This is a genomic window from Marinilabiliales bacterium (assembly GCA_007695015.1).
In the GTDB taxonomy this organism is placed as follows: Bacteria; Bacteroidota; Bacteroidia; order Bacteroidales; family PUMT01; genus PXAP01.
On sequence record REEN01000058.1, the window covers coordinates 24,907 to 50,417 of the forward strand.

Consider the following 25,511-nt stretch of genomic DNA (forward strand, 5'->3'; position numbering starts at 1 on the left):
ATTTAACTAATATATCACCCGATTCAAACAAAGGTACCCTTTAAATAACCTGTCAGGTTACCCATGTTCTATAATCTATAACTAACATAATGATAATATTTGGCTAATTCCCGGGTAATCTCCTGCTATTAGTAGTTTATCGAATGGCCTGATGAGAGACTCCAGTATGATAAAACCAGGAATGAATGGAGGTATGATGTTGTTGGTTAATCATAAGCCTGAATATATAAATAAAATTTGATATCTTTGATTTATATTCAATAATAGTACCACCATAATTTTTCCCGAAATGAGAGCTTTAATATCATTACTATGTCTGGTTTTCACCCTGTCCTCGGCTGCCATTGGTCAAAATATAGTCAGGGAATCAGACGGATTATTCTATAACGAAAACAACCGCCTTTATACCGGCACTTACAGGGAGTACCATGAAAACGGGAATATCAAACTCGAGATCCCTGTACGTCGCGGCCTTAAAAACGGAGAGGTTTTACTTTACTTTGAAGATGGCACCAAAAATGAGATCCGTTCATACAGATCCGGAGAAATGCACGGTACCTGGATTACATGGGACAAATCGGGAAACAGGCTGGCCCAGGCGGTTTACCACCGGGGTCTTAAAGACGGAAATTGGTATATTTGGGATGATACCGGTCAGCTCAGATACGACATGAACTATAAGAGAGGCAACCGAACCGGCACCTGGAGAATGTTTGATGAAGAAGGAACCCTGGTTATGGCACAATCCTACTGATCTGACTAAGCTCAATCTTTACAGGTTCATTATTATCACCGTTCAGCTCAAGATCAAGCTTCATGCTCTCATATGAGATAAATGAGGCACTCATACTGTATCTGCCGGGTGCAACATCATTAACTTCAAACCTTCCTTCAAAATCGGTGTATATTCTTGCTTCAAAATCCTCAAAAACAACAAGCACACCGGCAAGTGCCTCACCCGATTTATGGTCAGTTACCTTACCGGTAAACGATACGAGCGCTGCCTCTTCTTTATTTCCTGTGTCAGGCGTGGAAGATATAACAACAGGGAAATATGCCATACATAAGAGACCTGATAGTGCTACAAATTTTTTCATTGGATTTTATTTATTACATAGTTCAGTACAAAAGTACATACCGGTTATGTCCCGGGTATTAAACCAGGATGATGTTTTTATTAAATAATTGTTAAATCAAAGGGTGGTGAATGCGAACCCTGAAAAATCAGACATTCATTATTTTACCGAATGTTCAGGCCTCAGGAGATCGGTGATGGTTTTTACCGGGGTGAAGGTTGACAGTGGCACTTCCACAAAAACAGTGTTCCAGTCCGACATCGACCCGTTCCACAAACCCGGAAGTTCAAGCGCCTTAAGCTCCCTTATCCCCATTGATTTGCGCGAAATAAAGCCTGCATTCTCATCTCTGTGCCTGACCAGGTCAAACTTCCTGCCCCGGTAATCGGTTGTGGAACAAACAATGTCAACAGGGTTAAAATGAGTAGAAGCATCAAACAGCTTTTTCATAAGAGGGTTTGACAGGTTAATCTGGGAACTTTCCAGGATCTGAAGCGATACTGAATCATCACTATTCTTTACCCAGAACGGCCCTCCTCCCGGCTCCCCGGCATTTTCTACCATGCCGCATATGCGAAGAGGTCTGTTAAGCTTGGCTACGAGATACCTTCTCAGCTGGTTGTCATCCCACTGGTCTGCGCCCCACGGAGTGACTACCGACAGCTCTTCCTGGAGAAATGTAAGGATCTCTTCGAGATGCCCCCTGTCGGTTTTCTTATTTCCTGTCAGTTCATTAAGGTAATCAAATATCCTTCCCCGGAAAGATATGAGCATGCCTCCAAGCGCTTTCTTGTACCTTACCGATTCATCCTTCAGATCATCAGGAACAACATTGTCGATATTCTTGATAAATATAATCCCTGCATCAAGTGTGCCCAGGTTTTCGAGCAAGGCGCCGTGCCCTCCGGGCCGGAAGACCAGTCTCCCGTCGCTGTCCCTGAAAGGTTTGTTGTCTGCATCGGCAGCAATCGTGTCGGTCGATCTTTTCTGGGTGGAGAACTCAACCTCATACTTTGTATCGTAATATTGACCGTATTTTCCCCTGGCATTTTCCAGGGTGCCGGAGAATGCCTTAAGATGCTCGGGCGACACGGTGAGATGAATTCTTGCAAGGCCATTCCTGTCACGGCAGTATAAAGCAGCTTCAACAAGATGTTCTTCGAAAGCCGTACGTGGTCCGTCATCATACTTGTGAAAAAGTATCAGTCCCTTGGGAATACTGGCATAGTCGAGTCCGCCAGGCGACAACAACGTATTGATTATTTCTGCATATTCACCTGATTTTATAAGTAATTCAGGATCCATTCCCTTCTTTTCAAGGCTCTCTTTCAGTTTATCAAAGAAAGCAAACCTTTTAAGCCCACCTATGAACTCCTCCGGAATGCTTCCACCGGCAGCGCCTGAGCGGGAATCTTCCAAAAACGTATGCAGATCCTTGAACATCCTGGTGGCAGCGCCAGATGCAGGAACAAACTTGATTATCTTCTCACTGGCTGAAGCCGAATTATATAGCTGAACAAAGTCGTCGAGCGTTTCGGGTCGTGGTTTCAGGATCCCGTCACCAGCAGTAGCGGGCCTTACGATAGAAAGGTACGGAAAACCATTTTGAAAATAGGTGAGCTGTTTTTCAGCATCGTTTAAAGAAATGCCTCTTTCCCTGAGCTCTTTTTTGTCCTGTTCAGTAAACATCTGACTGGTTTTTTATTTATAATTTCTGCCGGCCCTCAGAGCTTCAATATTGACATCAACCACATCTTTTCCTTTCCTTTTGAAAATATCCCTCACAGCCTCTTCAAGTAGCAGGTATTCAATTCCAATATAAGGTGATGCCGCACCAAGCATCACCATATTTGATGAACGCGGTGAGCCGGCCCCCTTTGCAATGCTGTCGGCATCGATAATAACATGATTGCCTAATGATCTGATCTCAGAAATGATCTCATCCGTATCAGGATAATCACTGATATTCTTTACTGGAGTTGTATTTGAAACCAGCCATCCGTCAGCGGCGAGCCAGGGCAGATAGCGAAGGCCTTCCATAGGTTCGACCGACAGGATCAGCCTGGCAGCGCCCAGGGGGATCAGATCCGAAACAATCTCCTTGTCTGATATTCGCATATTTGACTGAACGGCGCCGCCTCTCTGGCTCATTCCATGCACCTCTGATTGTTTAAGGTGCAGATCGCTCTTCAGGGCAGCCATTCCGATGCATGCTGCAATTGACAGTATGCCCTGACCTCCGACTCCGGCAATAATGATGTCTGTTTGCATATCCTGAATTAGTTTTTTGTCTTTTCCTCTTTTTTCCTTCGCATGGCCACCTGGATGCACTCCCTCCTGGCAATGACTACCGACACCCCCTTGTATTCAAGTTCCCTGCTGATAATTTCAACATTCTCCTGATGATGTTTCTTTAAAGGGTTTATGGTCTTAATGTGTCCGGGCTCTACTCCCAGTCCGGCACAGATATCTTCTATCCTGCCGGTTGCCGAGGACTTTTGTCCGCCCGTCATCCCGGTGGTCGAGTTATCGCCTATCAGAACCGTAATTGGTGAGCCGTCATTTACTGCATCGAGCAGTCCGGTCATGCCTGAATGGGTAAAGGTTGAGTCTCCGATAACTGATACTGCAGGATGCAGTCCGCCATCGGCAGCCCCTTTTGCCATTGTAACAGATGCGCCCATATCGACACATGAGTTAATTGCATTGAAAGGAGGAAGAGCGCCGAGGGTATAACAACCAATATCGGAGAATACCCGGCCCGGACCATAGCCTTCAATAGCTTCCAGCAGCGCGTTGAACATGTCAATATGGCCACAACCGGAACAGAATGAAGGTGGCCTGTTTTTTACCACATCAGGTACAGGCGGTCCCTCATTAGCAGATAGTCCCAGTACCCGGGAAACAATGTCGGGATTAAGTTCACCGTCACGGGGCAGTGTACCGTCAATCCGCCCGGAAATATTCTTAACCGCCGGCAAACCCCGGAGCAGCTCTTCCACCAACGGATATCCTTCTTCGAGTACAATAACTTTTTCGCAGCCTGCGGTTAACTTTTCTACAAGCTTTTCGGGCAGCGGGTACTGTCCTATCCTTAGTACCGGGTTTGATAGTTGTTTTCCGCGATAAGCTTCAATAAGATAATTATGCGCCAGTCCGCATGCAATATAACCGACTGATTTATCTGACCCGTCTGTGAAAGTGTTCCAGCCCGAACTTTCAGATTCGGCGGCAAGATCAGGTTGCATCTCTATCAACCCCCTGTAGCGTCTTCTGGCAATGGCAGGAAGAAGCACAAACTGTACAGGATCTGCCGGCAGGGCAACCTGCTTCTGCATAATTTTTTTTGAGGGAACAACAGCCGATCTTGAGTGGGCGAGCCTGGTGGTTATTCGCAGCATTACAGGTAGCCTGTATCTTTCGGACAGCTCAAAACCATAAAAAACCATATCGTATGCCTCCTGCTGGTTAAGGGGCTCAAGGACCGGGATCATTGCAAACTTGCCGTAATACCGTGAGTCCTGCTCATTTTGCGAGGAATGCATTGACGGGTCATCTGCCACTACAATAAGGAACCCGCCGTTCACTCCTGTAATGGCGGCATTCATGAACGGATCGGCCGCTACATTGAGTCCCACATGCTTCATGCAGACCATTGACCTTTTTCCTGTGTAGGACATTCCAAGGGCTGCTTCCATGGCAGTTTTCTCGTTGGCAGACCACTGGCAGAATATATTCTCTTTGGCCGCTCTGTGTGAATTCTGAACATATTCCATTATCTCGGTTGACGGTGTGCCCGGATATGCATAGATACCCGACATGCCTGCATCCATTCCTGCATGGGCAATCGCTTCGTCACCGAGGAGCATAAGCTTATCCATAGATTATTTTATCTCTTGTTTACAGACCAAAATTAGAAATAAATGGAAGCAAAAAACATGTTATATATCACATCAGGACATGTGGACGGCTACCCGGTACAATATATTCAGGACAAAGATATTGTTTAAAGAAACTATATCATGACCACACCGTTGCGGTGATTTTCCTGCTGCCTGCCCGGTTTCTGAATTCACACAGGAATATTCCCTGCCATGTACCCATGTGTAATCTCCCGTTTTTTACCGGTATTGTAACTGATACCGACAACAGGCTTGACTTGACATGCGCTGGCATGTCGTCAGGTCCCTCAATAGTATGGATATAGCCGGGGTCATTTTCCGGTACCAGCTTGTCGGTTGCATAGGCAAGGTCGCGGGGAACATCAGGATCGGCATTTTCATTTATGGTAAGGGCTGCCGATGTATGGCGGAGGAACAGATTGACCATGCCCGATTGAGGCAGGTCGTCAAGCTTGTCCTCAATAAGGTGTGAAATTGCATGATAACCTCGTTTCAATGGTGGCAGGGTTATTTCGTATTGTCTTATCATAGCATGAATATTATTTTGTTACAGGACTGCATAAATAAAAAGATCGGCCTTCATGACGGCTCCGGATGTTAATTATACAAAAATAGGTCTTAAATTTATTTTATTTACTTTTGTGACGGCATGGATTTTGCAGATTCATGACATTGGTTAAAAGCAACCTGATTTATGCCGGAAAGCCCACGTTATATATATATATTACTGCTTATTCTTATCACTCCCGCGCTTGCGGGACAGGATCCGCAGATATCTGAAGGGCAAAAGGATCCTGTGCAGATCAGCGGCATCATCAGGGATGAGTTCAACGATCCCCTTCCGTATAGCCATATTATCGTTATCAACAAGGGTATGGGCAGTATAGCCGACAGGCGAGGAAGGTTTTCCTTCATTGTTCATCCCAGTGACACCCTGATATTTTCCTCCCTCGGACACAAACGCAAACAGTATGTTGTTCCCGGCGAAATTGATGTTATTCACTACTCTGTCGATATACAGCTTGAAAGAGACACCTTTGAAATTGAAGAGGTAACTGTATGGCCGTGGGCCACCTATGAGCAGTTTTCAGAGGCTTTTATTGCACTCAATCTGCCTGAAGATGATTATGACAGGGCCATGGCCAATATTGCACTTATCCAGACATGGATGGAGCTGGAAGGCCTTCCTGCTGATCCCGGTGCCAGTTTCAGGATCGCGATGCAACAGCATCATAACAGGCAGATGTATGCCGGCCAGCCCCCCAATAACCTCCTCAATCCATTCTCCTGGGCACAATTCATTCAGGCAATCAGGGAAGGCCGTTTCAGCGGCAGGTAATACTTTGCATAGATTTCCTGAACGCACTCACTGTGTGCATCAATCAAAAGATTCGTTTTTTAAACTATATTTGGAAATTTTCCGTTAATTAACGCAAATACCGGAGTGTTAAAGTTAACAAGCCCCTTTTGATGCATATTTTCAGGATTTTAGTCATATTGTGTTTAATCAGTCTGGCTACTCTTAACCCGGTTAATTCACAGCAATCCACTTTTACAGTATATGGCACCATAACCGATGAAGATGGCGCTTTTCTGCCGCTTGCCAGCATTGCACTCTCCGGAACCCCGGTCGGCACCATAAGTGACAGCAGGGGACAGTACAGCCTAACCCTGGTGCCAGACACTCTCCACTCCATTGTTGTCACTATGCTCGGCTACAGAGCTGCCGAAAAGAACGTTTCAGGCATGGCCGGCGACAGTATGAGAATTGATTTTGTGTTACAGGTAACCTATGAAGAGATCTCAGAAGTTTATGTAACCCGGGCAAGAGAACGTGACGGAAGCCTCAGCGCGATCGACGTAAGGGACGTTGGAGTCATACCTACCGCCTCAAGTGGTATTGAAACCCTGCTGAAGACCATGCCCGGTGTTTCAGGCAGAAATGAATTCAGTTCACAGTATTCTGTGCGCGGAGGAAATTTCGATGAAAACCTGGTATATGTCAACGGCATAGAGATATACCGGCCGGTACTTATACATGCCGGGCATAAAGAGGGGCTCAGCTTCATCAATCCCGACCTGGTTGGTTCGGTTATGTTTTCAGCCGGTGGGTTCGGGGCAAGATATGGCGACAAGATCTCTTCGGTACTTGATATTTCATACCGGGAGCCGGTTACATTTGCCTCTTCAGCATCTGCAAGTCTTCTTGGCGGCACAGCTCACCTGGAGGGCATATCATCAGACGGAAGTCTCAGCCATATAAGCGGCCTGAGGTACAGCACAAACCAGTATCTGCTGCAAACACTCGATGAACAAGGAGATTACCTCTCATCCTTCGCCGATTTTCAGACTTATGCCAACTACAAAATCTCCAGTGATATATCGGTTTCATTCCTGGGGCATTTCTCAAGGAACAGATACGGATTTATTCCTGAATCAAGGGAAACAAGCTTCGGTACATTCGACAACCCCATGCAGCTCATGGTTTATTTTAACGGGCAGGATGCAAGTCTGTTCAGGACACTGTTCGGTGCATTGAACCTTAATTACAACCCTGTGCCTGCACTTAACCTGTCACTTAATGTTTCAGCTTTCAACACCCTTGAAGCTGAAACATTCGACCTTCAGGGGAGATATCTTATTAACCAGCTCGAGAAACAGCTTTCATCGGAAAACCTTGGCGACAGTATAATGAATATCGGGGTTGGTGCTTTTATGAATCATGCCAGGAACTTCCTGGACGCAAATGTTTTTTCAATCGGTCACAGGGGGAAATACTCAATTCGCAGCAACAGGCTGGAATGGGGTGTTCAGGTGAATAAAGATATGTTTGATGACAACATGAGAGAGTGGCAGCTTATTGATTCGGCCGGGTACAACCTGCCATACACTGGTTCGGAAATAACACCCTGGCATCTGGCCGATTCGGAGAACAGGCTTGACGTGTTACGGGTTACATCATATATTCAGAACACAATAAGAATTCCGCTAAACAGGGCCACAGTTGATGCCAGCGGAGGATTAAGGGCCAGTTTCTGGGATTTCAGTGGCGATACATTTATAAGTCCCCGCGCATCACTCACACTTTTTCCGGCAGCCTACAACAATCTTGTTTTCCATCTTTCAGGAGGTTATTACTACCAGCTGCCCTTTTTCAAAGAGTTTCGCGACAGTCATGGAAACATAAACTATGAAAAGAGACCGCAGAGATCGGTACACATTGTATTTGGAAATGATTACTTTCTGAGGATGTGGGGGCGGCCATTCAAATTATCGACCGAGATATATTACAAATGGCTGAGCGACCTTATACCCTATACCACCGACAATATCAGGATAATTTATTCAGGCGTCAACAATGCAAAGGGATATGCAAAAGGTATTGACCTTAAGCTGCATGGTGATTTCGTAATGGGAGTGGATTCATGGGTAAGCCTCTCTTTCCTGCAAACCCGCGAAGCAATAAGGCTGAACGGCGATGACCGGAATGAAGGAGCTTTTTCAGGATATTATCCGAGACCTACTGATCAGCTTGTTAATTTTGCCCTGTTCTTTCAGGACTATCTTCCCAACAACCCTGCATACAAAGTACATCTCAAGGTGCTTTACGGTAGCCGTCTTCCCTTCAGTCCTCCCAACACACCGGCACATGAAATGTCATTCAGGATGCCTTCCTACAAGAGAGTTGATATCGGATTCTCAAAAGAGCTGTTCGGCACTCTGAAAGATCCGGGAGCGGGTCACCATCCCGGGAACTTCAGGAGCCTCAGGCTGGGCGCCGAAATTTTCAATCTTCTGGATCTGAATAATACCGGCTCCTACATGTGGGTCAAAACAATATCAAATGATCCGTCAGTGCCAGGAGAGTTTGCTGTTCCGAACTTTCTGTCAGGCCGCCGGCTGAATATCAGGCTTACAGCCAGGTTCTGATCAGTCCTGTTGGTCCTTCCAGTTTCCCCTGAATACAAAATCGTCCAGTGGCATGCGTGTCCTTTCGGCCAGCTCCCGTTTCTGCAATTCGGCTGGGAGGCCTTGAGGGTCTCCCTGATAACCTGCAGCGATCATTGCAACCGGCTCATAATCACCGGGAATGCCAAACAGGCTTTTTGCTTTTTCCTTATCGTAGCCACCCATCTGATGGACTACGAGTCCCATGTCTGTTGCCTGAACCAGAAGGTTTCCAACCGCCATCCCCGTATCATGAAATGCGTAGTAATTTTGTTTGCCGCTAAAGGAAGACCTGACCTTTGCTATACTTAGTATCATTAAGGGAACATCCTTTGCCCATATACGGTTACCTTCGGCAAGGATATCAATCATCTTCCCAAAAACACTGTCATCATCTTTCGTGGCGTATATAAATCGCCAGGGCTGCTCATTCCTGCTGGAGGGCGCCCATCGGGCCGCCTCAAACAGACGCATTATCTTTACCTCTTCGACGGGTTTTTTGTCAAAAGCAAGGGGACTTCGCCGTTTCTGGATAAGTTCATTGATAATTCCTTTATGTTTTTCCATAGTATTAGTGTTTACTTTTATAATTCACAATTTATCAGCTTTATTTGAAAACAACAAAAAATGGATTTTGTTTCAGCACAAACGGCTGATATTTAACAAGCCATATTTTAGGTTATATGAAAAACTTCTATTAAGATTGCAGATTATCTGGCTCCGGCCTGCTAAACCAATCTTATAATAAAGTTTAACATATGACAACACAGGATTATATTAAAAGAGAAGAAAAGTACGGTGCGCACAACTATCATCCGTTACCGGTGGTGCTGGACCGGGGTGAGGGAATATTTGTATGGGATGTTGAAGGTAAAAGGTACTTTGATTTTTTGTCCGCCTATTCGGCAGTTAACCAGGGACATTGTCACCCCAAAATTGTTGATGCACTTATTAACCAGGCAAAAAAGCTTTGCCTGACCTCACGGGCCTTCCATAATTCAAGCCTGGGGGAATATGAAGAATATATTACCAGGTATTTCGGTTATGACAAGGTCCTGCCAATGAATACCGGAGTTGAAGGAGACGAAACCGCTATTAAGCTATGCCGTAAATGGGCCTACAAGAAAAAAGGGGTACCCGATGGCATGGCAAAGATCATAGTTTGCGAAAACAACTTCCATGGCCGCACTATAACAATTGTTTCCATATCAACAGATCCGGATGCAAGAAAGGATTACGGACCTTATACGCCGGGTTTCGTAACAGTTCCGTATAACGATATACCTTCCCTGGAAAAAGAGCTCAAAGACCCCAATGTGGCCGGGTTCCTGGTTGAACCTATCCAGGGAGAGGCCGGGGTTTATGTTCCTGATGAAGGTTATCTGAAGAAAGCATGGGAACTTTGTAAAAAGCACAATGTTCTTTTCATTGCCGATGAGGTTCAGACGGGAATTGCCCGAACCGGCAGGCCTCTCGCCTGTGATCATGAAAATGTGAAACCAGACATACTGATACTGGGCAAAGCACTTTCAGGCGGCGTCTTTCCGGTATCGGCGGTGCTTGCTGATGATGAGATAATGCTTACCATTAAACCAGGCGAACACGGCTCAACATTCGGAGGAAATCCGGTTGCTGCCAGGGTTGCCATGGCTGCACTTGAAGTAGTCAAAGAAGAAAACCTTGCTGAAAAAGCAGATCGTCTCGGAAAAGTCTTCAGGGAGGAGATGAACAGCATCGACTCTGATATGATAGAAACCGTTCGTGGCAAAGGGCTGCTGAACGCTGTCGTGATCAGGCCCAAAAACGGAAAGACCGCAATGGATGTGTGCCTTGAAATGAAAGATAACGGTCTGCTTGCCAAGCCCACTCACGGACATATTATCAGGTTTGCCCCTCCGCTTGTGATCAATGAAGAGCAGCTCAGGGAAGCTTCAGCGATTATTGCAAAGTCAATTAAGCATTTTGACTGATCATGGTTGATACCGTCATGTTTTGGAAAAGCGGCTCAATTGCCGCTTTTTTTTATGTACTAGGCACTTTACAGACTTCTCTTTGAGTAAGCCAAAGCGGTTAAAGGCAAGGTTCTGCAGGGAGTCTGGATAAATACCGGGCTCTTGCAGGTTAAATTAAATAGGGATCCTTTGGCAAGCCCGGTCAAACAAATTAGCACGGTGCATGTTTCTTATAATAATCTGAATGCTTATTTTTATACCATAAACAGAGAAAACCATGGCTGAATTACCTTATTCAATAAAAGAGAAGCTGAAAACGGAAATGGGTGAATTTCAATTCCTCAGTCTCAGAAAGCTTGAGAAAGATGGATATTCCGTTTCCCATTTGCCCTTTTCAATCAGGATCCTGCTGGAAAATGCCCTGAGAAATTTTGACGGGTTTGGTATTACCGAAGACAACTTAAATACTCTCCTGGCATGGAGCCCGGAACCCAGTACCTGCGATATTCCGTTCAAGCCTGCTCGTGTCCTGATGCAGGATTTTACAGGTGTTCCCGCTGTTGTTGACATTGCCTCCCTCAGGGCAGAAATGTCACGCAATGGCAAAGATCCTGGCAGAATAAATCCACTGATCCCGGTAGATCTGGTAATAGACCATTCCGTTCAGGTGGATTATTTTGGAACAGGTAACTCCTACCGGCAAAATGTTGAGATGGAGTATGAGCGAAACAGGGAAAGGTATCAGTTCCTGAAATGGGCGCAGAAGTCGTTTGACAATTTTTCTGTTGTACCCCCGGGATTGGGTATCTGCCACCAGGTAAACCTCGAATATCTTGCCAGGGGGGTGATAGCCAGAGACGGACTGGTATTTCCTGACACCCTGGTTGGAACCGATAGCCATACTCCTATGGTTAACGGTATCGGGGTCATTGGATGGGGAGTTGGCGGTATTGAAGCCGAAGCTGCTATTCTCGGCCAGCCAGTATATTTTATTATGCCAGAAGTCATAGGGTTGAGGCTTACCGGTAAGTTGCAGCCAGGGACAACGGCAACCGACATGGTTCTTACCATAACCAGCCTGCTGCGGTCTCACGGGGTTGTAGGGAAGTTTGTCGAGGTGTTCGGTGACGGACTTGACGGATTGTCGGTACCCGACAGGGCCACCATCGCCAACATGTCGCCCGAGTTCGGATGTACCGTGACATATTTTCCAATTGATGACCGTACCACCGAATATATGAGACAGACAAACCGGCCGGAGAAGCAGGTGAAACTGGTGGAAGAGTACTGCAGGGCGAACATGCTCTGGAGAACGGGTGATGAGAAAATCAGCTACTCTCATGTCCTGGAACTGGATCTTTCAACAGTCGAACCCACGATTGCGGGTCCCCGCCGGCCGCAGGACAAAATACTGCTCCGGGATGCTGATAAAACATTCAGGCAGCAGCTCAGCGCCGACTTCAACAGGTCATACATAAGTCCTGATGAGCGTGAGATTGACAGGTGGAAAAGTGAAGGTGGCGGTCCGCCAACGGAAAGAGAAGAGCAGGAAAGTCCTGATGTTGCTGAAGTGCTGACGCATACAGCAGAAAACGGATTGCGGACAGCAGAGATCAGGATCAATAATGAGAAATTTACGCTTAGCGACGGTTCTGTTGTAATAGCGGCCATCACTTCATGCACCAATACCTCCAATCCAAGCGTGATGGCAGGTGCCGGTATCCTGGCAAGGAAAGCCCTGAAGCGCGGATTGCAGAGCAAACCCTGGGTAAAGACCTCCCTGGCTCCCGGGTCAAAGGTGGTGACCGATTACCTTGAAAACTCGGGGTTGCTGGCTGATCTGGAAGCATTGCGCTTTCATGTGGTAGGATATGGCTGTACCAGTTGTATCGGGAATTCAGGACCCCTCCCTTCCCATATTGCCGAAGCAGTCGATAACAATGAGCTGATAGTGGCCTCTGTGCTTTCAGGTAACCGTAACTTTGAGGCCAGGGTGCACCCACAGGTGAAGCTCAACTACCTGATGTCACCGGTTCTTGTTGTAGCGTACGCTATTGCGGGCCGTATTGATATCGACCTGCTAAATGAACCGCTTGCCTGGGATCCCAATATGGCCCCTGTTTACCTTAAGGATATATGGCCCACTTCTGAAGAGATATCAGAGGTTCTCACCCCGGTATTGTCGAAGAAGGATTTTGAAAAAAACTACAGTGAAATATTTGATGGCGACCAGATATGGCAGAACCTGGAAGTGCCCCGCGAGGAGGTCTACAAATGGGATGATAGTTCAACATATATCAGGGAGGCTCCCTTTTTCAGAAACCTGCCGGCAGAGCCTGCAGAACCTTCCGGTATATCAGATGCCAGGGTTCTTCTTATGCTGGGCGACAGCATTACAACCGATCACATTTCGCCGGCAGGGGCATTCAGCACAAAGACACCTGCAGGCAAATACCTTCTTGAAAAAGGTGTTGAGAGAAAGGATTTTAATTCCTATGGATCACGCAGGGGTAACGACGAGATAATGGTGAGGGGCACCTTTGCCAATGTCCGTATAAGGAACAGGCTTGCAACATCTGAGGGCGGGTATACCAATTATCTTCCCGGGGACAGGGAAATGAGTGTGTTTGAAGCGGCTGAACTATACAAAAAGGATAATACCCCACTGATAGTGCTCGCCGGCAAGGAGTACGGAAGCGGATCGAGCAGGGACTGGGCAGCCAAGGGAACATTCCTGCTTGGCATAAAAGCTGTCATTGCCGAGAGTTATGAAAGAATTCACCGCAGCAACCTGGTTGGAATGGGTGTACTACCGCTGCAATACCTTGATGGAGAGAATGCAGAATCACATCAACTTACCGGGAAGGAGAACTTCTCCATAAAAGGCATAGAAGGAGGCCTTGAACCACTGAAAAAGCTCACAGTGGAAGTCTCGTTACAGGAGGGACAAACCAAAAGTTTTACCGTCACGGCCAGGCTCGATTCAGAGATAGAGATATCCTACTACCGGCACGGCGGAATACTCCAGTATGTTCTCAGGCAGTTCATGAATTCATAAAACAACGCAAAACCAGTTTGTATGAGACGAAGAAAATTCATCAGAAACAGTATCGCAGGAGGCGGCGCATTAAGCCTTTCGGTAAGTTCATTATGGTCTGCAACTAACCTGTTCGGCGACAAGCCCATCCCTCAGAGAGTTTTGGGCAGGTCAGACGAGAAGATATCGGTCATAGGTTTTGGCGGTATAATGCTGAACAATGAGGACCGGAAAACCTGTAATGATATAGTTGCAAAAGCCTGCGAAACAGGCATTAACTATTTTGATGTAGCACCTACCTATGGTAACGCCGAAGAGATGCTCGGCCCTGCGCTTGAACCCTACCGCAGGCAGAGTTTCCTCTCCTGCAAAAGCACACAAAGGGAGAGGGCGGGTGTTGAGAAGGAGATGCAGGAATCGTTCACCAGGCTCCGGACCGACTATTTTGATCTCTACCAGCTTCATGCACTAACAACAATAGAAGACGTGGAACGGTCGTTTGCCTCCAACGGTGCCATGGAGGCCATACTCAGGGCCCGGGATCAGGGCAGGGTAAGACTGATCGGTTTTTCTGCCCATAGTGAGGAAGCTGCGCTTCTGGCACTGGAATATTTTGACTTTGATACGGTGATGTTTCCCATAAACTTCGCCTGCTGGCACAACGGTAATTTCGGGCCCCGCGTTTACGAGAAAGCCGTTGAAAGAAACCTGGGTATACTCGTTCTCAAGTCACTTGCGGAAAGGGGGCTCAGACCCGGTGAAGAGAGGTTTTTTACAAATGTCTGGTACAAACCGGTACTTGATAATGAGTTGTTTGACCAGGCACTTGCTTTTTCGCTTTCGCGGAAAATTACCTCTGTCATACCTCCGGGTAATATGAGCCTTTTCCTTAAGGCCATTGACCGCGTACACCATTTTGAACCGCTTACCGCTGAAGAAGAGGAAGCCCTCAGGAAGAGATCCCTGGAGATACCTCCCCTTTTCAGTGCCTGAGACCGATCCTTCTGGTATGTGCTACCAGATTAATTATATTTATTGTAAGGGCTTCCAGAACCGCTCATATACTTCGAGGCCCATTCTGACATTGTGATAGGGGCATGTCCATTCATCACCCTTGAGACGGCCCGGTACCGGGGTGCCGTGTTCATCAAGATCGGGATGCCATCCGCCGTGCCGGTAGTCAATCATGTGCTCTTTGATATACTCCCATACACCTGCAGCAGCTCCAAGAAAATCAGGATCCCCTGATATTTTCCAGGCATAAAGAAAGCCTACCACCGCCTCAGCCTGTACCCACCATGAGATGTTCCTGCGGTACAGGTCCTCCCCCGTCTTTTCATATATCATCGCACCCTGGTGATTTAATCCGGCAGACAACTGTTTTCCGGCAATTTCGATAGAAAGGCTGGTAACCCTTTCAAGAAGATCAGTGTCACCGAGAACCTCGGCGGCTTCGTAGAAGAGCCATGAAAATTCGATATCGTGTCCATAGGAATCGTACCTGCCGTCAACAGTCCAGTCCCTCCCGAAAAAAAGGTCCTGGTGGTACCTGCTGGTATCTACAATATGGTCAAAAAAGATATCCATAAGGTGTTCAAGGCTCTCTCTGAGCTGACTGTCTGGCCAGACCCTGTATAGATTGGTGTAGGCTTCAAGAAGGTGCAGGTGGGTGTTCATTGATTTTATCCTTCCTTCGGCCAGGCCTTTCTCCTCATTGTATTGCCAGTCGGCCGAAAATCCTTCAAGGTAACCGCCGTACTCCCTGTCTCTTGCCTTCTCTTCAAGAAGTTGGTAAATGTCAATTGCCAGCCGGAGGCTCTCGTCATCTTTTGTTGCCCGGTAGTATTCTGAGAAAGCATATATGGCAAATGACTGACCATATGTTATTTTTGAGGGATCTGCCAGTGAGCCGTCTGCATTGAGTGTCCAGTGCATTCCTCCGTGTTCGTGGTCAATGAAATGCTCTGAGATATAATTGAATGCCCTGTCAGACAGCCGGCGGGATTCTGTGTCGCCAAGCACCCTGTATGCAGCCGACCAGGTCCACAGGTACCTTGCAAAAAGTACGTTGTATTTTTTTGCATCACCTATCCCGGTTCCGTCATGGGCAATCCGGCCAAAAAATCCCTGCCGGGGGTCATCATGATCGACGGAACTCTTTTTCCAGAAAGGCAGGAGGTTGCCCTTCATATCTGCTGTTATTTCATGCACAAGCAGGTCCTGAACCTGACTCTCATCAGTCTGGTTGCCGGACCTGACGTTGCATGCGGCGGTAAACGCTGCAAGTGCCGCGCAAACCGCAAATATCAGGATACTCCCCCTCATGGCTTGCTTAAAGCTCTCTTACCCAAATATTCCTGAAGCTCACCAGGTCGCCGTGATCCTGGAGTCTGATGGGCAGCTTGTCCTCATGTTTTGTGTATGTGGGCAAACCGATCCACTCTGTATCACCCCATATCTCAACATTGTTCTGCACCAGCACACCATTGTGTATAACTGTAACCCTTGCGGGGTGTGTAACCCTTCCCTGTTCGTTAAACCTGGGAGCCATGAAAATTATATCATAGGTCTGCCATTCACCAGGTTGTCTGCACGCATTTACAAGAGGAATATGCTGCTTGTAGACGGAAGCTGCCTGTCCGTTCGGATATGTCGGGTTTTCATAAGAATCTAGCACCTGGATCTCATACCGTCCCATCAGAAAAACCCCGCTATTGCCTCTTCCCTGGCCTTCACCACGGATCTCCGCAGGTGCCCGCCACTCGATGTGGAGCTGGACATCGCCGAATTTTTGCTTGCTCCAAATATCCCCCGTCTGTGGAACAACCGTCATTGCTCCGTTATTTACCTCCCAGGGTGGCTGGTTCCCGTCACGGTCCACCCAGTTTGAAAGGTCCGTACCGTCAAACAATACAATTGCGTCAGACGGTGGTGCCGTGCCAACGCCTGGTGTAACAACGGGAGGTACCGGTTCATGAACCTCCGTAACTCTGTCTCTGCCTTCCTGTGCTTCCATAGTGATTACTGTTAATAAAAAGATTGCCGTTAATAATGCGCTTTTAAGTTTCATGGTAATTTGATTTTTAGGTTTTAACATAGTATGCCTTTCCCATCGAACCTGACACATACAAAGAAATAAAAAAAACCCGAATAGACTGCCGGTCCGGTTGCTTTAGATATATAAATGTGCTGTTCTTGGGATTATGGCCTGATTTTCGTATTTTGTGGTCATTACAAAAATCAGCGGCTATGAAGACAATCGCTTTTATTGCAATTATCATACTTATTCCGTCATTGGTTAAGGCACAGGACTTTGACCGGTTGCGCGAGAATATGGTGCGTCGTCAGATCGCAAACAGGGGAATTGACCATGAACCGACACTGGAGGCGATGAGAAATGTGGAGCGCCACCTTTTCGTGCCCAGGGCACAGCAGAGAAGGGCCTATGACGACGGGCCCATGCCGATAGGATACGGACAAACCATCTCCCAGCCTTATATAGTTGCCTATATGACACAGCTTGTCAATCCGGGGCCTGATGACAGGGTGCTGGAGATCGGAGCCGGATCGGGTTATCAGGCTGCCGTGCTGGCTGAGATCGTTGAAAAAGTATACACTATTGAGATAATTCCCGAACTTGGCAACCAGGCCAGTAAGGTATTGAAAGATCTTGGATATGAAAATGTTGAGGTCATTACAGGTGACGGCTACTTCGGGCACGAGGAAATGGCTCCGTTCGATGCAATTGTGGTTACGGCTGCTGCGGAATACATCCCCCCTCCCCTCATTGCCCAGCTGAAAGACGGAGGCAAGATGGTGATACCTGTGGGATCTCCGTTTCTTGTGCAGACACTCATGCTGGTTGAAAAGGAAGGAGACAGGATAACGACTACCAACCTTATGCCTGTTCGCTTTGTACCATTTACCCGGAGAAACTGAGCCGTTAAGGCGGGAACATTAAACTGAAGGATTTATGTCGAGGAGAATATACCTGGGAGTCGGACTACTTTCAGCATCAATAATTGCTTTCCAGTTGACGCTGATGCAGGTGCTTTCAATAATCCAGTGGAGTCACTTTGCATATATGGTCATCTCGGTTGCACTGCTGGGCTTCGGGGCAAGCGGCACACTCCTGGCGCTGACCAGGGATTGGTTCGTCAGGAGAATTGAACAGGCCCTGCCCCTGCTGATGGTTCTGTCGGGAGCTTCCATGTCTCTTATGATGCTTGTCTCCTCCACAGTTTTCGGAAGCTTTGATTCTTACCTTCTGTTTGTTGACCGGAGCCAGATCATCACTCTGCTAATTACATATTTTGCTTTCTTCATTCCTTTCTTTCTGGGTGCAACAGCCATAGGACTGGTCTATATTAATTATGTTGAGAAAATTGGCACGCTCTATTTTGCCGATCTTATAGGATCGGGTATCGGGGGATTACTGATACTGCTTCTGTTCTGGATTTTTTCTCCTGCGCAGCTCCCACCGGCAATCGGACTGCTGCCGGTTATTGCCGGGTCGGTCATAATTAGCCGTAGATTGCTAAAACGCTTTGTCCCCCTGCTGGTTGCCGCATTGATATTGCCCATTGTGCTGGTTATCAGACCTCCTTCCCTGCCTATGTCGGAGTACAAAAGCCTTTCCGGGGCACTAAACCTGCCTGACGCCGAAATTATCATTGAGAAAAGCAGTCCCTACGGTCAGCTTAATGTTGTAAGATCCCCGGCACTCAGATACGCTCCAGGCTTAAGCCTGACATTCCAGGGCATGGTTCCTGTACGTGACGTCATATTCAACAACGGAAACTGGTTCGGCCCTGTTGTAGAATGGTCTGAAACAGACACGAGCCATTTCCTTGGCTATACCACTAACCACCTGCCGCATATAATCGGCAAGCCTGAAAACCTGCTGCTCCTTGATGCGGGTACGGGACTCTTTGCAGCACATGCCCTGACAGCAGGGGTTAAGAATATAACTGCCGTTGAGCAGAACAGGGTGGCAGTCGGCCTGCTGAAAAATGAACTTGCCTGGATGATCGATTCAATGTATAATCTTCCGGCGGTCAACCCGGTAAATCTTCATTCCCGGAGCTACCTGCTTGCCGACGATAATCTTTACGACCTTATTGTGCTGCCCACTTCAGAGACTTTCGGCGGAACCTCGGGCATTAACGCTCTTGAAGAACAGTATATTATGACACTCGAGGCCCTGGGTGAAATGCGGGGAAGATTATCCGATAACGGCATGATCGCCATCACATCATGGATGGACTACCCGCCCCGGAACACACTGAAGCTGCTTGCAACCCTTGTTGAGGCGCATGAGGCTGCAAGCAGCTCTCCTGTCACCAGCCACATTGCAGCGATCCGGGGATGGGGAACCATAACCTTCGTGCTGAAAAAATCACCTGTCACCCCCGACGAAACCGAAAGGATCAGGGAGTTTTGCCACAGGATGTATTTCGACCCGGTGTTGCTTCCCGGACTTGATGCAGATGAAAGGTCTGTATACAACCATCTGCAGGATGAAGATTTTTTCGTCTATATTGATAATATTATGTCGGCAGCAGAACGGCAAAATTTTTACAGGGAATATGATTTCAACATAAGACCTGCAACCGACAACATCCCCTATTTTTCGCAGTTCCTTAAGCTGAGCCGTTACAAAAGAATGGAAGAGGTCTTCGGACAGTCCACCGTGCCCTTTCTTGAGATCGGTTACCTTGTTGTGATTATTACATTCCTGCAGATAGCAGCCGCAGCGATCATACTGATTATACTTCCGTTATTCGCAATAGGGTGGAAAGGGGGCGGCAAGGCCTACACGGTTTTGCATTTCAGTGGTATCGGACTGGGATTCATGTTTATCGAGATAACACTTATCCAGCAGTTCATCCTCTATTTTGGGAACCCAATCTATGCCGCTGCCGCAGTGCTGAGCGGGATGCTGATCTGCTCAGGCGGCGGAAGCCTTGTCTCATCCCGCATTGGAACAGGATCAAGGGATATTGCAAAGGTGCTTGCCCTGGTAATATTTTTCATACTGCTATACACTGTCTTTCTGACCCCGCTGTTAAGACTGACAATCAGCCTGCCACTCCTGCTTAAGATATTTCTTTCGATCCTCTTTATTTCGCCTGCTGCTTTTTTCATGGGCATGCCATTCCCGCTTGGTCTCCGAAAGCTTTCAGTACATAACAGAAGCCTCATACCATGGGCGTGGGGAATTAACGGCTGCCTGTCAGTTATAAGCACCGCCCTTGCCACCATAATTGCCGTGGAAGCCGGTTACCTGGCTGTGATGCTTATTGCTGCATTCTCTTACGGACTGACCATGGCAGCTAACTTTATCAGACTATGAGCATGGACAGAAAATATTATATGAGCCATTTAAGAAGATATACATGCGTACTGGCTGCCATCTTTTTTCTGCCGGTAATATCATGCAGGGGTGAAATAAACAGAAGTGTATCCGTTTCCGGGGAAGAAGAACGGCCATATAATGTATATGTTATTCAGGAATTCTGGCATACCGGTATAGTTTTCAATATTGCCGATGTTGATCCTGATATCTGGCCCGAGATTGAGATGTACAGCGACCGCAACCATATTGACGTTGGATGGGGCGATGAAAAATTTTACCAGGCGCCGGGAATTCCGGTTCATCTTGCTGCCAGGGCGGTACTGTGGCCTACACAAAGTGTGATGCAGATCTATGCCTTCAATCTTCCTGTAGAATCGGCATATGGAAGTGAAAGCAGGAAATTGCGCATACCACTTACCGGTGAGCAGTTCAGGGAGCTGAAACGTTACATCGCCGAAAGCTACATTCATGATGATGACGGCTTTCCTATTACCAGTGAGGCATATGGGGAAACAGACCACTATTTCCTTGCCACAAGGAAATACCATCTCTTCAGAACCTGTAACACATGGGTGGCACGAGGTTTCAGGGAGGCCGGACTTGATACAAGGAGCTTTCTGGTGCTTAACGCCAACCAGCTCTACCGGCGGTTGTCACGGTTACCGGGAGCAGAGTTTGTTGAATAGGGCCTACCTTACGGGACTCAAAGGGCTGGTTTCACGTATAAATATGAACGAGTCGTACCTTTCCGGCAGAATTGTCGGCACATAGTTGCCTGTCTCATGGCGGGGATTGTAAACAACCCCTATTGCCCGGTGTCCCCTGAATTCATTTAGTTCAGGCTTACTACGGTCCTCTTCGTCAAAAACAAGGTAGAACTGCTCATAATCAACATGTCCGAATATATATTCATAGCTCCCTTCCATTCCCCGGGGAACCGTCATTCTTTGCATATCCGACCCCCAGCTGCTTCCTGCATTGACCCTGCCGGTATAGGTACCGAAACCGTTGATGAACACATTGTCATGGCCAAGCTCCTGCCTGCTGAGCATGCCTATATTGACCATATTCTGGTACCTCATGACAGTTGCGCGGGCATCACCGACATGTGTATTATGGGCCCAGACTACACCCCTGGCATCTTCACCGTACCAGCTGAGAAGTCTTTTCACGGTTTCCCACATATGGGTTGCCCGGCTGTTCCAGGAAGAGGTATTATCAGTCACTGCAAGCCTGAAAAAATCCTCTGCATTCTTTACCACATAAGCATTCTGTTTGGCCCTTCTGAATTCATCAATGTTTTCATCATCCACTTTTTGGGCCAGTTCCGTTAAAAGGCCGGCCACATTACGCAGGTCATCCTCACAGGAACGGTGTCCCCTTCCGACTACAGCCCTTGCATATACCCATTCATCACGGTCATAGGCAGCAAAGCATTGCATGCTCTGGCTTATCACATCATGATGCTCACTGAGGTTTTTTTCAGAATACCTGAGAAGGTCATCCATCGCCTCCCACTGTCCGTATACGTCCATGCCATAAAACCCGACCTTATCCTCTTCCGGCAACTGATCGTTATATTGCCTCAACCATTCAGCCAATTCTTCAATATCTGTATTTCCCCACATCCATTCAGGCCACCTGTCGAAACGGCGAAGCACCCTTCTGGCCGATGATGGCGCTCCCTGACGCCCTTTAACATACTCATTCAGCCTGTAAATAGAGGCCCAGTCACCTTCAACTGCAACAAACGAAAACCCCTTCTCCTTAATCAGGCGCCTGGTGATATCAGCCCGCCATGAATAAAACTCCGATGTGCCGTGCGAGGCCTCGCCCAACAAAACCAGCTTCCTGCCACCGGCAAGTTCAATAATGCCGTCGAGGTCGCCGGCATCCTGAACGGGAACAGCCTTGCGAGAGAAGTATTCAATCAGTCCGTCAGCTCCGCTATCCGGGGCACTGCCCGAAAGGAGAAAAAAAGATATGAAAACAGGAACAAGCTTTAATGAAGTATTAAATCTCATAATTTTAATTTTTAAAATCTAATTTTCATAAAAGTAGGTAAAAAACGCACATTATAAAAATATATGCATATATTTGCATTCAAAATGTATAAATATGCGTCATGAACAGAATAGACCGGTTGCTGAAGATAAGGAAGCTTATAAAAAACAACAGCATCAGAAGTCAGGACGAACTGCTTAACATGCTAACTTATAGTGGTTACAGCTACACCCAGGCAACTCTCTCAAGAGATCTTAAACTTCTCAGGGCGGGAAAGAGACCTGATAATGAAAAGGGACTGGTATATTTCCTCCCCGATGATGAACCATCTGATTCCGATAATGAATTATTGATGAAAGATGCAATGAACCAGGGTTATCTTTCAATCGACTATACAGGGAATATGGCTGTTATTAAAACCCTGCCCGGCTTCGCAAGCGGAATTGCATACAGGATCGACGGACTTAAGGCATTTGAGATACTCGGAACCATCGCCGGCGACGACACAATCCTTGTAATTGCACGAGAAGGAATATCCAGGAGAGATCTTGACCAGGTTCTGAAGGCTGCAATACCAGAAGAGCGGCAGGTATAGCCGCAATTTACCAGCAAAAATAATTTACCAGGCTTAATTCAAACCATAAATTTATTATCTGTTATGACTAAAGAAAAAATTGTTCTTGCCTATAGCGGCGGACTTGACACCTCGGTTATACTAAAGTGGCTCATTGATGAAGGATATGATGTAATTGCCTATATAGCCGATGTAGGCCAGGATGACAATTTTGACGAAGCGAGGGAGAAGGCCCTGGCTATTGGGGCGTCAAATGTATATATTGAGGATCTCAAGGAAGAGTTTGTTACAGGTTATATATTTCCGGCAATAAAGGCAAACGCTGTGTACGAGAGCCGGTACCTGCTCGGTACTGCACTGGCAAGGCCCCTTATTGCTAAAAGACAGATTGAAATAGCAGCAGCCGAAAATGCGGGTTATGTATCGCATGGTGCAACTGGCAAAGGGAATGACCAGGTAAGGTTTGAACTTACCTATTATGCACTTAACCCCCGCATAAAGGTTTTTGCACCCTGGAAAAACAAGAAATTCCTCGACCGGTTCAAGGGGAGGACTGATCTGCTGAGTTATGCCGGGGAAAAGGGAATTCCTGTAAAGGCGACCCTTAAGAAGCCATACAGTGAAGATGACAACCTGATGCACATCAGTCATGAGGCCGGAATACTTGAAGATCCGGGATATAAGGCCGGGAAGGATATAATATCGCGCATCATGATGCCCCAGGATGCACCTGACAGCGAGACACACCTATCCATCACATTCAAGGACGGCGATCCGGTCAGGGTTTCAAACACCGACGACAACACAGAAAAAACGGGCGCCCTGGAACTGTTTAATTACCTTAACACATTGGGAGCTGAAAACGGCATTGGCCTCCTCGACATGGTTGAAAACAGGTATGTTGGCATTAAATCCCGCGGGGTCTATGAAACTCCGGGGGCAGAGATACTTCTGAAAGCACACATGGATATTGAAGGCATTGCAATGGACAGGGAGGTGATGCGGCTGCGAAACATGTTATCGCCTATATTTGCCGAACTCGTTTATAACGGATTCTGGTTCAGTCCGGAGATGGAGTTTCTGATGGCCGCTGTAAACAAGAGCCAGGAGCTAATTGACGGTACAGTTCACCTGACACTGTATAAAGGCAACGTGATGATTGACGGACGGGAATCACCCAGTTCGCTTTACGACCAGGACCTTTCAAGTATGGACCTGGAGGGAGGTTTCAACCAGCAGGACAGCGAAGGGTTTATAAAGATCAACGCGATCAGGCTTATGGCCCATCACGCCATAACCGTATCAAGACAATCATCCTGACAATGAAGCTTTGGGAAAAAGGAAAGAAAACTGACAGGCTTGTAGAGGAATTTACAAGCGGACAGGACCGTCAGCTCGATCTGATGCTCGCACCCTGGGATGTATTAGGCACCATTGCCCATGTAAGGATGCTGGAAAAATCAGGCTTGCTTTCATTGAGCGAGCTCGTGAATCTGGAAAAAGAACTGAAAGCGATCTATGCCAGGGCTGTTTCAGGCGAATTCACAATTGATGAGGGTGTCGAAGATGTCCACTCCCAGGTGGAGATCCTGCTGACAGCGGCCCTTGGTGAAACTGGTAAAAAAGTCCATGCTGCAAGATCCAGAAACGACCAGGTGCTGGTTGACCTGAAACTGTTTACCAGGGCCAGGTTAAAAGAGATCTCTGAACAGATGGTTGTATTGTTCAACACCCTGCTGCGGCTCAGCAACAGGTACAAGGATGTGATGATGCCCGGATACACCCATATGCAGGTTGCCATGCCTTCATCCTTTGGCTTGTGGTTCGGTGCATGGGCAGAATGCCTTGTTGACGACATGATATTAATTGAGGCGGCATACAGGGTGGCTGATCAGAATCCGCTCGGATCGGCAGCCGGTTTTGGCTCCTCATTTCCCGTCGACCGTGAAATGACAACATCCCTGCTGGGCTTCGGCAACATGCATGTGAATTCCGTAAATGCCCAGATGAGCCGCGGCAGGATGGAAAAAACTGTTGCATTTGCACTCGGCACAGTTGGCTCTACACTTTCAAGGATGGCCGGCGAAATATGCCTTTATAGCGGACAAAACTATAGGTTCATGGAGCTTCCTGAAGAATTCACCACAGGTTCAAGCATCATGCCGCATAAGAAAAACCCCGACATATTTGAGCTGGTACGCGCCAGGGGAAACAGGCTGCAATCGGTACAGGCAGAGATATCCATTATATGCACCAACCTGCCTTCAGGGTACCACAGGGATTATCAGCTTATCAAGGAGACCTACCTTCCGGCCTTCGGCCAGCTTGCAGATATTCTTTCGGTTACAAACAAGGTGGTGGATCAGATTAGGGTTAATCCTGACATACTGAACGACCCCATATACAGGGACCTCTACAGTGTGGAAGAAGTAAACAGGCTGGTAATTGGCGGAATGCCATTCAGAGATGCCTATCGTACCGTGGCTGATAATTTATCGGAAGGCGCTTCTGCCCCTGCTGACATGATCAGGCATACACATATCGGCAGCACTGGCAACCCGTGCAATGAAATGATCCAGAAGAAGATGGAAAGGATAATGGCGGGGTTTGATTTCACCGCCGCCGAAAAAGCGATAGCCGGCCTGCTTGAGTAACCGGGA

21 protein-coding genes are annotated in these 25,511 nt (G+C 47.3%); 12 read left to right on the forward strand and 9 right to left on the reverse strand.

The window, feature by feature from the left end:
* Positions 1 to 289: 289 nt before the first annotated feature.
* A complete protein-coding gene (locus tag EA408_07385; GenBank protein TVR72135.1) occupies positions 290 to 754 on the forward strand; it encodes a toxin-antitoxin system YwqK family antitoxin in 465 nt (154 codons plus the stop codon).
* Here EA408_07385 and EA408_07390 read toward each other — a convergent pair.
* The 5 genes from EA408_07390 to EA408_07410 form a co-directional block, all read right to left on the reverse strand.
* Positions 735 to 1,097, reverse strand: coding sequence for a carboxypeptidase-like regulatory domain-containing protein (locus EA408_07390; protein ID TVR72136.1), 363 nt, complete (start codon positions 1,095 to 1,097; stop codon positions 735 to 737). The genes EA408_07385 and EA408_07390 overlap by 20 nt on opposite strands.
* A 138-nt stretch (positions 1,098 to 1,235) precedes the next feature.
* Positions 1,236 to 2,765, reverse strand: coding sequence for a DUF4301 family protein (locus EA408_07395; protein TVR72137.1), 1,530 nt, complete (start codon positions 2,763 to 2,765; stop codon positions 1,236 to 1,238).
* A 12-nt stretch (positions 2,766 to 2,777) separates the two neighbouring features.
* On the reverse strand, positions 2,778 to 3,347 hold the full coding sequence (locus tag EA408_07400) for an indolepyruvate oxidoreductase subunit beta (GenBank protein TVR72138.1): 570 nt from the start codon (positions 3,345 to 3,347) through the stop codon (positions 2,778 to 2,780).
* Between the two features lie 8 nt (positions 3,348 to 3,355).
* The gene (locus EA408_07405) at positions 3,356 to 4,957 is read right to left on the reverse strand and encodes an indolepyruvate ferredoxin oxidoreductase subunit alpha (GenBank protein ID TVR72139.1); all 1,602 of its coding nucleotides are present in this window, start codon (positions 4,955 to 4,957) and stop codon (positions 3,356 to 3,358) included.
* A gap of 139 nt (positions 4,958 to 5,096) precedes the next feature.
* Complete coding sequence (locus tag EA408_07410; GenBank protein ID TVR72140.1) at positions 5,097 to 5,507, reverse strand: YjbQ family protein; 411 nt, start codon at positions 5,505 to 5,507, stop codon at positions 5,097 to 5,099.
* 165 nt (positions 5,508 to 5,672) lie between these two features.
* Here EA408_07410 and EA408_07415 point away from each other — a divergent pair, with 165 nt between their 5' ends.
* Positions 5,673 to 6,317 carry a hypothetical protein gene (locus tag EA408_07415; protein TVR72141.1) on the forward strand — a complete coding sequence of 215 codons (645 nt, stop codon included), beginning with the start codon at positions 5,673 to 5,675 and terminating at the stop codon, positions 6,315 to 6,317.
* 131 nt (positions 6,318 to 6,448) lie between these two features.
* The gene (locus EA408_07420) at positions 6,449 to 8,908 is read left to right on the forward strand and encodes a TonB-dependent receptor (GenBank protein TVR72142.1); all 2,460 of its coding nucleotides are present in this window, start codon (positions 6,449 to 6,451) and stop codon (positions 8,906 to 8,908) included.
* Here EA408_07420 and EA408_07425 read toward each other — a convergent pair whose 3' ends face one another.
* The gene (locus EA408_07425) at positions 8,909 to 9,493 is read right to left on the reverse strand and encodes a nitroreductase (GenBank protein ID TVR72143.1); all 585 of its coding nucleotides are present in this window, start codon (positions 9,491 to 9,493) and stop codon (positions 8,909 to 8,911) included.
* A gap of 191 nt (positions 9,494 to 9,684) precedes the next feature.
* Here EA408_07425 and rocD point away from each other — a divergent pair, with 191 nt between their 5' ends.
* The 3 genes from rocD to EA408_07440 all read left to right on the forward strand — a co-directional run bounded on the left by rocD (position 9,685) and on the right by EA408_07440 (position 14,908).
* Positions 9,685 to 10,896, forward strand: a complete 1,212-nt coding sequence (gene rocD, locus EA408_07430; GenBank protein ID TVR72144.1) for an ornithine--oxo-acid transaminase — start codon at positions 9,685 to 9,687, stop codon at positions 10,894 to 10,896.
* A 259-nt stretch (positions 10,897 to 11,155) separates the two neighbouring features.
* On the forward strand, positions 11,156 to 13,936 hold the full coding sequence (locus tag EA408_07435; protein TVR72145.1) for an aconitate hydratase: 2,781 nt from the start codon (positions 11,156 to 11,158) through the stop codon (positions 13,934 to 13,936).
* Between the two features lie 126 nt (positions 13,937 to 14,062).
* Positions 14,063 to 14,908 carry an aldo/keto reductase gene (locus tag EA408_07440; GenBank protein TVR72199.1) on the forward strand — a complete coding sequence of 282 codons (846 nt, stop codon included), beginning with the start codon at positions 14,063 to 14,065 and terminating at the stop codon, positions 14,906 to 14,908.
* A gap of 39 nt (positions 14,909 to 14,947) precedes the next feature.
* Here EA408_07440 and EA408_07445 read toward each other — a convergent pair whose 3' ends face one another.
* On the reverse strand, positions 14,948 to 16,240 hold the full coding sequence (locus EA408_07445) for an N-acylglucosamine 2-epimerase (GenBank protein ID TVR72146.1): 1,293 nt from the start codon (positions 16,238 to 16,240) through the stop codon (positions 14,948 to 14,950).
* 7 nt (positions 16,241 to 16,247) lie between these two features.
* The gene (locus EA408_07450; protein TVR72147.1) at positions 16,248 to 16,985 is read right to left on the reverse strand and encodes a DUF1080 domain-containing protein; all 738 of its coding nucleotides are present in this window, start codon (positions 16,983 to 16,985) and stop codon (positions 16,248 to 16,250) included.
* A gap of 179 nt (positions 16,986 to 17,164) precedes the next feature.
* Here EA408_07450 and EA408_07455 point away from each other — a divergent pair, with 179 nt between their 5' ends.
* From EA408_07455 to EA408_07465, 3 genes are read left to right on the forward strand one after another with little or no spacing between them, the layout of a single operon-like run.
* Positions 17,165 to 17,854 (forward strand): protein-L-isoaspartate(D-aspartate) O-methyltransferase, encoded by a 690-nt coding sequence (locus EA408_07455; protein ID TVR72148.1) that lies wholly within the window; start codon positions 17,165 to 17,167, stop codon positions 17,852 to 17,854.
* Between the two features lie 34 nt (positions 17,855 to 17,888).
* On the forward strand, positions 17,889 to 20,270 hold the full coding sequence (locus tag EA408_07460) for a spermidine synthase-like protein (GenBank protein TVR72149.1): 2,382 nt from the start codon (positions 17,889 to 17,891) through the stop codon (positions 20,268 to 20,270).
* A gap of 20 nt (positions 20,271 to 20,290) precedes the next feature.
* A complete protein-coding gene (locus EA408_07465) occupies positions 20,291 to 20,959 on the forward strand; it encodes a DUF2459 domain-containing protein (protein TVR72200.1) in 669 nt (222 codons plus the stop codon).
* Positions 20,960 to 20,962: 3 nt separating this feature from the next.
* Here EA408_07465 and EA408_07470 read toward each other — a convergent pair whose 3' ends face one another.
* A complete protein-coding gene (locus EA408_07470) occupies positions 20,963 to 22,297 on the reverse strand; it encodes an erythromycin esterase family protein (protein ID TVR72150.1) in 1,335 nt (444 codons plus the stop codon).
* Positions 22,298 to 22,398: 101 nt separating this feature from the next.
* On the opposite strand from EA408_07470, the gene EA408_07475 reads away from it, so the two are divergent.
* The 3 genes from EA408_07475 to argH all read left to right on the forward strand — a co-directional run bounded on the left by EA408_07475 (position 22,399) and on the right by argH (position 25,505).
* The gene (locus tag EA408_07475) at positions 22,399 to 22,872 is read left to right on the forward strand and encodes an ArgR family transcriptional regulator (GenBank protein TVR72151.1); all 474 of its coding nucleotides are present in this window, start codon (positions 22,399 to 22,401) and stop codon (positions 22,870 to 22,872) included.
* Between the two features lie 63 nt (positions 22,873 to 22,935).
* A complete protein-coding gene (locus EA408_07480; GenBank protein ID TVR72152.1) occupies positions 22,936 to 24,171 on the forward strand; it encodes an argininosuccinate synthase in 1,236 nt (411 codons plus the stop codon).
* Complete coding sequence (gene argH / locus EA408_07485) at positions 24,168 to 25,505, forward strand: argininosuccinate lyase (GenBank protein TVR72153.1); 1,338 nt, start codon at positions 24,168 to 24,170, stop codon at positions 25,503 to 25,505. Before EA408_07480 ends, argH begins: the two co-directional genes overlap by 4 nt.
* Positions 25,506 to 25,511: the final 6 nt, after the last annotated feature.

Excerpts from the sequence above, each read along its gene's own strand:
- EA408_07405 (TVR72139.1), bottom strand. The coding sequence starts at position 4,957 with ATGGATAAGCTTATGCTCCTCGGTGACGAAGCGATTGCCCATGCAGGA.
- EA408_07445 (TVR72146.1), bottom strand. The coding sequence starts at position 16,240 with ATGAGGGGGAGTATCCTGATATTTGCGGTTTGCGCGGCACTTGCAGCG.
- EA408_07385 (TVR72135.1), top strand. The coding sequence starts at position 290 with ATGAGAGCTTTAATATCATTACTATGTCTGGTTTTCACCCTGTCCTCG.
- EA408_07475 (TVR72151.1), top strand. The coding sequence starts at position 22,399 with ATGAACAGAATAGACCGGTTGCTGAAGATAAGGAAGCTTATAAAAAAC.
- EA408_07465 (TVR72200.1), top strand. The coding sequence starts at position 20,291 with ATGAGCCATTTAAGAAGATATACATGCGTACTGGCTGCCATCTTTTTT.
- EA408_07390 (TVR72136.1), bottom strand. The coding sequence starts at position 1,097 with ATGAAAAAATTTGTAGCACTATCAGGTCTCTTATGTATGGCATATTTC.
- EA408_07425 (TVR72143.1), bottom strand. The coding sequence starts at position 9,493 with ATGGAAAAACATAAAGGAATTATCAATGAACTTATCCAGAAACGGCGA.
- EA408_07395 (TVR72137.1), bottom strand. The coding sequence starts at position 2,765 with ATGTTTACTGAACAGGACAAAAAAGAGCTCAGGGAAAGAGGCATTTCT.
- EA408_07420 (TVR72142.1), top strand. The coding sequence starts at position 6,449 with ATGCATATTTTCAGGATTTTAGTCATATTGTGTTTAATCAGTCTGGCT.
- EA408_07480 (TVR72152.1), top strand. The coding sequence starts at position 22,936 with ATGACTAAAGAAAAAATTGTTCTTGCCTATAGCGGCGGACTTGACACC.
- EA408_07455 (TVR72148.1), top strand. The coding sequence starts at position 17,165 with ATGAAGACAATCGCTTTTATTGCAATTATCATACTTATTCCGTCATTG.
- EA408_07435 (TVR72145.1), top strand. The coding sequence starts at position 11,156 with ATGGCTGAATTACCTTATTCAATAAAAGAGAAGCTGAAAACGGAAATG.
- EA408_07450 (TVR72147.1), bottom strand. The coding sequence starts at position 16,985 with ATGAAACTTAAAAGCGCATTATTAACGGCAATCTTTTTATTAACAGTA.
- EA408_07470 (TVR72150.1), bottom strand. The coding sequence starts at position 22,297 with ATGAGATTTAATACTTCATTAAAGCTTGTTCCTGTTTTCATATCTTTT.
- EA408_07460 (TVR72149.1), top strand. The coding sequence starts at position 17,889 with ATGTCGAGGAGAATATACCTGGGAGTCGGACTACTTTCAGCATCAATA.
- EA408_07410 (TVR72140.1), bottom strand. The coding sequence starts at position 5,507 with ATGATAAGACAATACGAAATAACCCTGCCACCATTGAAACGAGGTTAT.
- rocD (TVR72144.1), top strand. The coding sequence starts at position 9,685 with ATGACAACACAGGATTATATTAAAAGAGAAGAAAAGTACGGTGCGCAC.
- EA408_07415 (TVR72141.1), top strand. The coding sequence starts at position 5,673 with ATGCCGGAAAGCCCACGTTATATATATATATTACTGCTTATTCTTATC.
- EA408_07400 (TVR72138.1), bottom strand. The coding sequence starts at position 3,347 with ATGCAAACAGACATCATTATTGCCGGAGTCGGAGGTCAGGGCATACTG.